Here is a 10,569-nt window from a genome sequence, read left to right as displayed (position 1 = left end):
CAAGGAGCTGACCATGGCTAAGGCCGATCATAGGGCAGTCACGCCCAGAACTGAACGTTTCGCTACCGTCGCAGCGGATTACTACCCGCCATTGGCGGAACGATCTCACGCCGGTGACCGCACCATCCCCGGCATCAAGCTGCGCGGCCTCTGGTTGCAGCAGGCGGGGTTCGAGGTCAACGAGAAGATCAGAATCCGCGTCATGCAGGGGTGCTTGGTGATTACGGCGGAGTGAAAAAGTATCCCCCGGCATGGGCCGGGGCGTTGGGCAATCACGAAGCGGGAGCGGTGATAGCGCGCAAAGGAAACCCCAGCTCATAAGCTGGGGTTTATGCTTGTAACTTCAGGAAAGGCCCGGCGAATGTGCTCTGTCAGATCAATGATATCTTCATAGGCAATCGGCCCGAATTCCGGCTCGTATTTAGCCATATATTGATTAGGGGCTAAATCTAACGCACGAGCAAGATCCCAGACTTCTAATAAGCGGCTCGGCACTATGCCCCAATTTGTTCCAGGAAGATCAACCCTCTTATGCTCATCAAGAACCCACTTAACTCTCCCCTGATAGCTTTCTATAGCCACTCGCAGGCGCGAAATTATGGCGGGATCTTCCTGTATGAATCTAAACCAAACCCTAGGAGGATGTGAGGACTGATCTTTAATCACCCACTCCCCACGCTCTTTATTGATAAATTGGCTATTTACACATTTTCGCCATTCAGTTTCACCGAGAGCCTCGATTAACTCGAGCAAGGAGCTACTTTCTCTTTTGATTTCAGGAGTATTCATCGCAACCCCTGCAACTTATCAGAAATAGTGACCCCATCAGGATTCATGCCTTTTATATGCTGTTCCCAGTCGCCTTTAGGTATTGGCTGAGATGACAGCCGAGGGTCATACACGTACCGCCCATCTGTATAGACTTGGTGATAAGCTTGTCCTGGGACTTCGTTACCATTCTCATACAAATTTAGGTTACTCCGCTGAGTTGGCCTAACCTCAATAACTTTCCCCTTCCCGCCTGCTGCCGCAAGCAACTTACTCGCAATTTCTGAGCAGTCTGTACCATCACAAGCCGTCATTCCTTTAATGCGCGGGCTTTCCATCGCATCCACTACAGCTTTGTTTGGTGGGAACTCCGGATTAACTGGACGAAACGGACGCTCCATTCCTGGTGGAATGAACTCATCGGCCACTTTTCCGGCAGTCCCTGTCGCTTTTGCCCCAGCAATATCGCTTTCAGCCTTTACCAAGCCTGCAAGATTACCTCCAGCTTTCGGCTTTAATCCACCAGATGTCTCAATATAAAGAACCCCATCTGGTGCCAGTACTTCGACATTGCCCGTTCTGGTGTTACGGACGTAGCGGTAACCATCGGGCAGCAGCCCTTGCGTTACTGCCTGAGCCCCTGCGCTTTTGTCTAGCTCATACCATGCGGGTAAATTGTGGTTCGCCCCTCCGCCGGCTGTGCTGCTCGAACCAACACCCTTACCAGAACCAGCAATGCCGGCCTCTTTCGAGCTTAAACCCGCAGTAGCGCCCTTTCCTGAAAGTCCGAGAGGCGCTAGTGCCAGAGTAGCCAAAAGCAGATTCCCGGCAGCGTTCCAGTAATCACCCTCCGTTACTTGGCGAACACCAACCCCAGCCTGAAACGCTCCATTGGCGGCTGCGGCAGCTACTATCGTGCGCCCTAATCCGCCCGGTAGTAGATACATAGCAGGATCGCCAGCTTTAGCCATTCCCTCCTGTTGGCCGCCGATTTGGACGATAGCCTGCGCATCGCGGTAGATTTTTTCGTTCTCGCTAGGCTTACGGTTGTTAAACCAGAGATCGTGGCCCGCAACTTTCAGCGCTTCATCTCGGGCCTGATTAGTTCCTGCATACGGATAGTCGTAGTTCTTGGCCTGATTGGTGATCAACAACTGACTCAGCGCTAGTGCCGCCTGCTCTTCACCATGCTCCTTTATCTGCTCGGCAACAAAGATCTGCAAATAGACCGACAGGGCCTGGCGCTCTTGCCGCGTCATTGACTCAGGCTTGGACTTGTACTTTTCCAGAAGCTCATCGCTGAGTTGGTCGGCCCCCTCAAGCATGAGCAGTTGCCGTGCGGTATCGGCGGTATAGCGGCTATTCAGAATGGCTTGCCGATCCTGATCACGCTGCGCCTCACTAATCGGCCCGAGTACGTTGTTCTCAACCGCATTACGCCCACCCTGAGCCCCCGCGACTGCATTCGCGGCATCACCCCCCACCGCAGCCCCGGCCAGACCGGCGGCCAGCGTGGACAGGGCCGATATCGTCTGCCTCTGCTCTTCGTTCAGGTCTTTTACGGGGGTGCCGCTGTACAGCTTCTTGGCGATTAGGTCGGCCATCAGCTCGCCACTGACTGCGCCAGCGGCGCCGGCGGCGGCTGAGTTGCCCTGGGCCTTGGCCACCACGGCGGCCAGTACGGCATGGGCCATGAGTCGGGCGTTGTCGTTGTCGCCCGTGGCCTGCTTGATGGTCTGGGCGACGTAGGGGGCGGCAGCTCCCGCTACGGCTGCACTGATGTTGCCTCCGGCCAGCCCTTGCAAGGCCGCCGTCACGGCCTGGGCGGCGCGCTGGTAGTCACCACCCGTCCCGTAGGGGGCCATGGCGTCCTTGTAGGCCTGGCTGTTTACGAGCGCATCCTGGTAGGCCTTGCGCTCGTCTGCGCTGGCACCTGCGCCCGGCTGGCGGATGCCCTGGCGCTCCAGCGCCTCCTTGCCTTCACGCGTGGCCTTGATCTGCCCTTCGGTACGAACAATGTCCATGACCTGGCTGCCAATCTCGGCGATGGCCTGGACCTCCCGCAGGCGGCGCTGCTCCTTCTCTTTGTCGAAGATCGGGCTCAGGGCCTGGTGGGCATGTTCGACATCGCGGTTTAGGCTGGCGACATCCTGCTGCTGGTTCTCTGTGTCGCGGATGTCGATCTGACCTTCCGATACGGCTGCGCGGGTGCTGCTGCTGTCCTCGCCGTTGCGGCTCAGCCCGCTGACAAGCCCGCTGGCCATGTTGCCGAGGAACTGCTGGCCGGCAGAGCCGCTGCTGCTGATCCCGACGCTTTGCTGCTGGCTGCTGAACTCCGCTTTGTTGCGAATGTCGCTCCAACCCAGGGTGCCGGTGCTCAGGCGGTTCTTTTCGGCGTCGGCAGTACTGCCGATGACCGCCCCATCCAGTTGGGTGTGCTGGCCAACATCGATCTGGTAACCGCCCTGGCCCGCGAACAGGCCTGTCTGCTCCTGGACGCTGTCATAGCGCGACTTCAGTTTGCTCTGGCTGGCGCTGACGTAGCCGCTCCCCGTCATGGTCCCGAAGGTGAAGCTGCCGCCCGCGCTGACGTTCTGTTGCTTGGCGTCGAAACGGTCACTGTCCTGCAAGCTTTGCAGGGTCAGGTCGCGGCCGATATCGGCCACGATGCGCTCACCGTTGACCTGGGCGCCCTGCAGGGTGGCGTCACGCCCACTGCTGAGCTTGACCTGGTTTCCTGCATCCAGCTTCGCTTCTTCCCAAGTGGTGCCGCTGCCCTTTTCCATGCCGCGGCCCATGTTGGCGTTGGCAAAGATGCTCAAGCCGGCGCCGCTATCGCTGACCCCCAGGCTGATGCCGACGTTGCCGCCACTGCTTTTGTTGGAGCCGGTGAGCTTCTGGGTATTCGCGGCGGCTTCAAGGTTGATGTCCCGGGCTGCATCGAGCGTCAGGTCACGCCCTGCCTTGAGGCCGCTGCCGACCACGCTCAGGTCACCGCCCTGGCCTTCCACACCCCGGGCCTGGATGCTCAGGTCCCGCCCGGCATTGACATTGCTGCCCTGGCTGACTTGCTGTTCCAGGACCTGCTTGGAGCTGGACTTCTGGGTACCCAGCGACAGGCTGATACCCACGAACTGGCTAGCGTTGTCGGCGGTCATACCGCCTTGCTCAGCCGCCTGCCAGGCCTGATAACCGCTCAAGCCGGCCTTGACGCCCTGCAGGGCTGCCATGCGGCTATCGCCAGACTGCTCGGAATCACGCGCAGCCTGTGCAGTTTCATAGGCGGTATTGACGGCGGCACCCACTGCACCGGAGAGGGCCAGGGTCAGGCCGCTTTTCTTGCTTTCCTGGCGCTGCTCGCTGCGGCTGTGGTTCTCGGCGGCGCTGATCGATACTTCCTGTCCGGTCAGACGGATGTCACGACCCGCAACCACGTCCGAGCCTGTGACGCCCAAGGCCTTGCCGGCCTGGATTTCCACGTCCCCCTGTACGCTACCAACCGTGCTGACCCGGGTGGTTTCGACGCTGCTCTGCTGGCTGCCCTTGAGGCTTGAGGAACCCAGCGTGATGCCGATACCGCCGCTGCTCATCAGGCCGGACTTTTTCTTTTGTTCGTAGCGCTCCTGATAATAGCTTTCGGTAACGCCGCGAACATCGACATCGCGGCCGGCCTGCAGGGATGTGCGTTCCGTCGACACCACGTCACTGCCGTGGACACGCATGTCGTTCTGGGCACGCAGGTCCACGGTGTTGGCACTGACCAGGCTCCCCTGGGCCTCGCTGGTGGCATCGACGCTGTAGCGCGTCTTGGTGGAACTGGAGAATGCACCGCCCTTTTTCTTGCGCGAGTAGTACGAAGCATAGGAGCTGTTCTGCGCAGCCAGCAGCTCGAGATCGCCGCCGGCGTACAGGTAGGCCTCGTCTTCGGCCTTGAGCTGGCTGGCGACGACGCGCAGGTCTTCGCCAGCCTTCACGGACAGGTCGCCGCCAGCGATCAGTTCAGCGCCCTGCTGGGTCACCCGGCTCTGCTCGATGTCCTCCTTCTTGCCACGGCTCTTGCGGTGGGATTCGTAGTGGCTCTCATTGGCAGCTGAACCGATCAGGACGTTGCCGTCGGCTTTTACGGTCAGGTCCTCGCCGGCTTTCACGCGGCTGGCTACCACGGCCAGGTCGCGATCGCTGGAGAAGGTCAGGTCACGCCCGGCGCTGACGTCGGAGCCGTATTGCGTGATCTGCTCGCGGCGGCTGTTGCCCTTGCGGTCCTTCTGGGTGCTCAGGTCGTGCTGCTCGGCCGAGACGATGAGCAGGTCGCGCCCGGTATCGATCCGCAGGTCTCGCCCCGCGCTGAAGCCGCTACCGATGCTCTGCACGTCGCGTCCTGCGCCCAGGTCCAGGTCGTTGAGGGCCTCTATACGCGCGGCAGCGTCGACGTAGTCCTTGCGGTGGGTGTAGTTGCTTGCGCCGGACTCGAAGGTGGTGACGCTACGCTCATTGATGATGTCGCCGCTGAGGGCTTTCACCGAGACATCACGCCCGGCAATGATCCCGCCCTGGGCATTGCGGATGCTATCGGTGGCCAGCAGGCTCAGGCGTTCGCCGGCCTGCATCGATCCGCTGTTGGAGAGGTTGACGGCACTGGCGCTGAGGTTCTGGCTGGCCTTCAGGGTGCCCTGGTTGTTCAGGCTGCCGCCGCTGATGAGGGTGACATCACGGCCCTGGATAAGGGCGCCGTTAGGTGCCACACGGCCTTGTGCCTGGGCCAGGTAGAGCACCGGTACGAGGACCTTCTCGCCCTGTACTTCGTGCTCTTCCATCCACACGATGTCGTGAGTCAGGGCTGCGACCTGCTCGGCACTCAGGCTCACGCCCAGGGCGAGGTTGAGGGCCTGCTTGCTGGCGATGGCGTTGTCCATCAGGTAGCGGAACATGGCTTCGTCGCTGGTCAGGCCGGCGAGGTAGCGCTGGCCGGTGCGAGCCACCACCGCTTCGCGGATCAACCGCTGCTCGAACAAGCCATCGCCCAGGCGCTTCTGGGCCTGGTCCGGGTCATATCCCAGCTTGCCCAGTAGGTAGTCGGAATTGAGGAAGCGTGCCAGATCGGCAAAAGCCGGGTTGGTTTCGATCAGGTACTTGTGGCCCTTGACAGGCACTTCGCCCAAGGAGACCTGGCCAACCCCCGAGGGGACTCGTGTGCCGGTATCCGTCGGGTTGCTGCCTGCAGCCTGGCTGCCCTGCACCTGCCAGGCACCGCTGTTGGCGAGGCTGTGCGCCTGGCTGGCGCCGTCGTCATTGGCTGCCTGGGTGTTCAGGCGGAACAACCCGTTATCACCTTGCGGCAGGACGAAGCCAGGCAAGGTGAGCGGGTTGACCTGCCGTTGCTGCAGGTCGGGCGGCAGTTGGGCATTCAGCACGACCACGGGCTGTGCGGCTCGGTTCAGCGAGACATCCGCCCCACGGGCCTGGCCATGGTTGATGGCGGTGTTCGGGTAGGTTTGCAGGTTATCCAGGTTATTGCTGGCCTGGAGGGTGACATTGCCGCCGGCCTGGATCACGGCGGGTGCGAGCACCTGCCCGCTTCCGGCTACGGAGATGGGTTCGTTGATCCCCCGGTAGTAGGCCGGGCTGAAGCCCGCCTTCATGGCCAGGTAGGCGGCCTCACTGAAGGTGGCAGCCGTGCCGTGCTGGGCCATGAAATTCTGTACACGTTCCTGGTGGCCGTAATACACCCCGTTGGATTCCTTGGGGTTGGCGGTGATGACTTTCTGCACGCTCCCGGACATGGCCTGGGCACCGATGCTCTTCAAGTCACCGGCCTTGATGGCGATGTCGTTGCGGGCGGACAGGGTGCTGTAGCGATTGGTGACCTGGTCACCTTCGATCTGCAGGTTGGCGCCTGCCAGGATCTGGCCCGCAGGCGAGTCCTTGGAGATGACCGCCCCCCACTCTTCGTTGAGGGTCAGTTGGCCACGCTTGTCGCCCCAGCTCTTCTTGCAGTGCTGAACGCAGATCAGGTAGGCCCGGGCCGAAAGCAGCTTACCCTCCATGGCGAACGCGTCCTTGGCGTTCAGCAGGGTGGTTGCAGCCAGGCGCATGTCCTTGGCGCTTTCCAGCGTGGCGGACAGGTTCTCGAGCAGGTCGCTGCGTGCCAGTTGGTCATTGCTGGCGATGCTCAAGGCACCCAGGCTGTACACGTCGGCATAGCGGTTGGTGAAGCGCTTGACCCGCAACGCCATGTCGTCGCCGCTGAAGATCAGGCCTTTTTCGTTGAGCAGCGATGGCGTCTCGAGGCGCAGCAGGCCGGCGCTGCCGAGGGTGCCGTAGTTGTCGAGGGTGCCGGCGCGGGCCGTCAGGCTGCCGGCAGAAGTGATGCGTCCCTGGTTGGCCAGCAATCCGCTGACGGTGAGGGTGCTGGCCGCGCCCCCTGCGATCCGAGCGCTGCTGGCGATATTCAGGCTGCCTGCGTTCAGGGTCAGCTCGCCCAGGCTGGAGAGCTGTCCCTGGCCGGTGTAGGCGCCGCTCAGGTTGAGCGTGAAGCTGCCGTCACTGGCGAGCACGCCGTGGTTGGTCCAGTTCTCCCCGCTGCCGCTGAAGGACTGCCGTGCGACCAGCTTGCCGCTGGCGGTCTGGGTGAAGGTGCCGATGTCGAGAACCAGTTGGTCCGCTTCCAGCACGCCGCTGTTGGTCCAGTTGCTGGCGCTGAGGTTCAGCCTGCCCTGGGTGCTGAGGTTGCCCCCGCCGCCCATGACCTGGGCGGTGCTGAGGCCGAAACGCCCGGCACCGGTGTGGACGATGCTGCCGCCGGTGCCGTAGAGGTCATCGACGTCCAGCGCAAGTTCGGCGTTGGCGGTTTCCAGGGTGCCGTTGCGGTTGTCCAGCGCGCTGCCGAGGATCCGGGTGCTCCCCGCCTGGCCCAGTGCCCGCAGGCGGCCGTGCTGGTTGTCGATGCGAGCGGCGGCCAGGCGCAGGGTACTGCTGCTTTCGAGCAGGCCGTTGCCATTGCGCAGGGCGCCGGACAGGGTGAAGTCGATGCGCTCGGCGGCCACCTTGCCGCCCTCGCCTCGGCTGTCGGCCCGGTTGTCGAAATCGCCGGCGATCACGCTCAGCAGTTGATGGGCGTAGAGGCCGCCCCCCTGGTTCTGGAGGGTGCCAGTGCCCAGGTCGATGCGGGTTTCGCCGCTGAGCGCAGAGAGATGCCCACCCTGGTTGTCCAGGGCCTTGGCGATGACGGTCACGGCTTGCGCCTGGGCGGTGCCCGAGGCGTTGTCGAACGCTCCGTCACTGGTGACGGTCAGCCCGCCCTGCAGGCTGTTGAGGACGCCACCGTGGTTGTCCAGGTCGCCTGTGCTGCGCAGGTCCAGGTCGCCTTGTGTGGTTTCGAGGCGGCCACTGCGGTTGTTCAGCGCGCCCTCCAGTCTGGCGACCACACCCTGTTGGCCACTGAGGTTGCCGCCCTGGTTGTCGAGACGTTGCGCCTGCAGGTCGATGAGACCTTGCTGGCTGTGCACCAGGCCATCGGCGCTGTTGTCCAGCACGCCGCTGAGCAGCAGGTCCAGGCCATTTCGGGCTGCCAAGGTGCCACCGGCGTTGTTCAAGTCGCCGGTGGTCAGCTTCATCAGTTGCTGGCTGATCAGGCTGCCCCCGCGGTTGTCGAGGGTGGCAGCCTGGAGCACCAGCGGGCCGCCACTGACCAGACGGGCTTTTTGCGCGTTGATCAACTGCCCGGTCAGGGTGAGGGTCATCGCGGCCTTGCTGGTCAGCTCACCCGCGCTGTTGTCCAGGCGGTTAGCGTGGATGCTGGCCGCCTGTTGGCTGCTGATCTGGCCGGTGCGGTTGTCGAGGGTATCGGCGAGCGTGAGGCTCAGGTCGCCCACGCTGGAGACGACGCCCCCTGTGCGGTTGTCCAGGCTCTGCGCGTCGACCGAGACCGCGCCCTTGCCGACCAGGGCACCGGCATCGCGGTTGTCCAGCGCGCCGCTCAGGGTGATCTGCAGGTCGCCATCACGGCTGGACAGGGTGCCCTGGCTGCGGTTGTCGAGGCTGCCGGCCTTGACCGTCAGTCCCTTCCAGCCGGAGACCAGTCCGGTTCCGGCATTGCGCAGCGCGCCTTGCCCCAGGTCGATGTCGAGCTGGCCCGTGCTGATCAGCTTGCCCTGGTCGCCGTTGTCGATGGCCTGCGCCGTCACGCTATAACCCTGGCGGCTGGACAGCTCACCTCCCCGGTTGTCCAGCCTGGCAAGGCGTTCGAGGGTGAGCGGCCCCTTGGCACTGAGCAGGCCGCCGCGGTTGTCCAGGTCGCCGTCTTGCAGGTCCAGGTGCACGGCGGCTTCGCCGATCAGGCGGCCCTGCTGCTGGATCAGGCGAGCCACGCTCAGGCGCAGGTCGCCCTTGGACGACACTTCGCCTCCCTGGCTGGAGTCCAGGCTGGCGGCCTCGAGGTGCAGGCCGGCGGTGCTGGTGATCAGGCCGTGCTGCTGGTTGACCAGCCCGCCCTGGAAGCTGAGCTCCAGGCTGCCCTGGCTGTTGACCACGCCGCCGGCGCTGTTGTCCAGGCTTTCACCCCGCACCACCAGCCGCTCACGTGCGGTCAGTACGCCCTTGGTGTGGTTGAGCAGGCGCTGGACGGTCAGGGTCAGGCCCTGGTCGGCCAAGATAAGGCCGGCCTGGCTGTTGTCCAGTACGGCGGGGGCTTGTCCGGCTATGGCCTGGGCGCGAATGTCGGCCTGGCCTTGGGTGGAGATTTCTCCGCCGCTATTGCGCAGGCGCTCGCTGACGCGCACATCGATGCCTTGGCGGGCCGCGATCAGGCCGCCGCTGAGGTTGTCCAGCTGCCGTGCTTCGAGGCTCAAATGGCCCTGGCTGAGCAATTCGCCGCCCTGCTGGGCAAGGGTGTCGACCTTGATCTCGACGTTACCCTTGGCCCCCACCTGGCCGGCGGTGCTGTTGCGCAGCTCGCGGGCAGTGACCTGGAGCGCGCCTTCGGCCACGACACGGCCCGGCCCGGCGTTGTCCAGAACGCCCTCTACCGCAACGCTCGCATCGCCCTTGCTGCTGACCACGCCACCCCGGTTGTCGAGGCGCTGGCCGGTGATGTCCAGGCGCTGGTCAGCAACGACGGTACCGCCCTGGTTGTTCAGGGCCGCCTTCTGCACCACCAGGCTGCCGCGGCTGCTCAAAGTGCCTTTTGCACTGTTGTCCAGCGCGTCGGCGCTGACGCTCAGGGCGCTGTCTGCTCTGAGCTGGCCGCCCCGGTTGTCCAGCTGTCCGGCGTCAATGGTGGTCACTGCTCGGCTGGAGAGCTCGCCGTCCTGGTTGTCCAGGCGCTGGGCGACCTTGACGTTCAGGGACTGGTCGGCCGCTATCGCGCCCTTGCGGTTGTCCAGTGATTCGGCATCCACCGTGACGCTGCCCTTGGACAGCAGCAGGCCGTCGTCGCGGTTGTCCAGCGCCTTGGCCGCCACCCGGGTATTGGCCTTGCCGCTGATGGCACCCGCGCGGTTATCCAGCGTACCGGTGAGCGCGGCCTCGAGGTCTCGGCTGGCCACCACGGTGCCCTGGTTACGCAGGGAGCCGCCACTGAGCTTCACATCACCCGTGGTGTTGCGGCTGTTGTCGCGGTTGACCCCCGCTTCGATCACGCCCTGGTTGCCGAGCTGCTCAGCCTTCAGGTCGATCTGCGCGCCGGCCGCCAGGCTCCGGTCTTTTTCCAGCGTCAGGCTCTGGGCCGCTTCGGCTTTGACGTTACGGCCGGCGTAGGTCTTGTTGCCCAGTTCGATCGATTGCGCCTTGAGGGCGATATCCCGG

The 10,569-nt window shown here is 63.4% G+C and carries 3 protein-coding genes; 1 reads left to right on the top strand and 2 read right to left on the bottom strand.

Annotated features, from left to right (window positions below):
- On the top strand, nt 1-235 hold a 235-nt coding region (locus A9G05_RS25660; RefSeq protein ID WP_218187212.1), incomplete at its 5' end, for a SymE family type I addiction module toxin.
- Between the two features lie 80 nt (nt 236-315).
- Here the strand turns inward: A9G05_RS25660 and A9G05_RS27520 are convergent.
- Together A9G05_RS27520 and A9G05_RS25655 are read right to left on the bottom strand one after the other, a co-directional pair.
- The gene (locus A9G05_RS27520; protein WP_139131261.1) at nt 316-789 is read right to left on the bottom strand and encodes a hypothetical protein; all 474 of its coding nucleotides are present in this window, start codon (nt 787-789) and stop codon (nt 316-318) included.
- Nucleotides 786-10,569, bottom strand: a 9,784-nt coding sequence (locus tag A9G05_RS25655) for a hemagglutinin repeat-containing protein (RefSeq protein ID WP_069563625.1), incomplete at its 5' end; no start/stop codon positions are given. The genes A9G05_RS27520 and A9G05_RS25655, both read right to left, overlap by 4 nt.

The sequence above is a fragment of the Pseudomonas sp. ENNP23 genome, from assembly GCF_001728945.1.
GTDB lineage: Bacteria > Pseudomonadota > Gammaproteobacteria > Pseudomonadales > Pseudomonadaceae > Metapseudomonas > Metapseudomonas otitidis.
Note: the sequence above shows the minus strand (reverse complement) of the source record. Positions and strands in the feature narration are given on the sequence as shown.

Bases quoted from the DNA above. Each gene is read 5' to 3' on its own strand.
- A9G05_RS27520 (WP_139131261.1), bottom strand. From the start codon at position 789: ATGAATACTCCTGAAATCAAAAGAGAAAGTAGCTCCTTGCTCGAGTTA.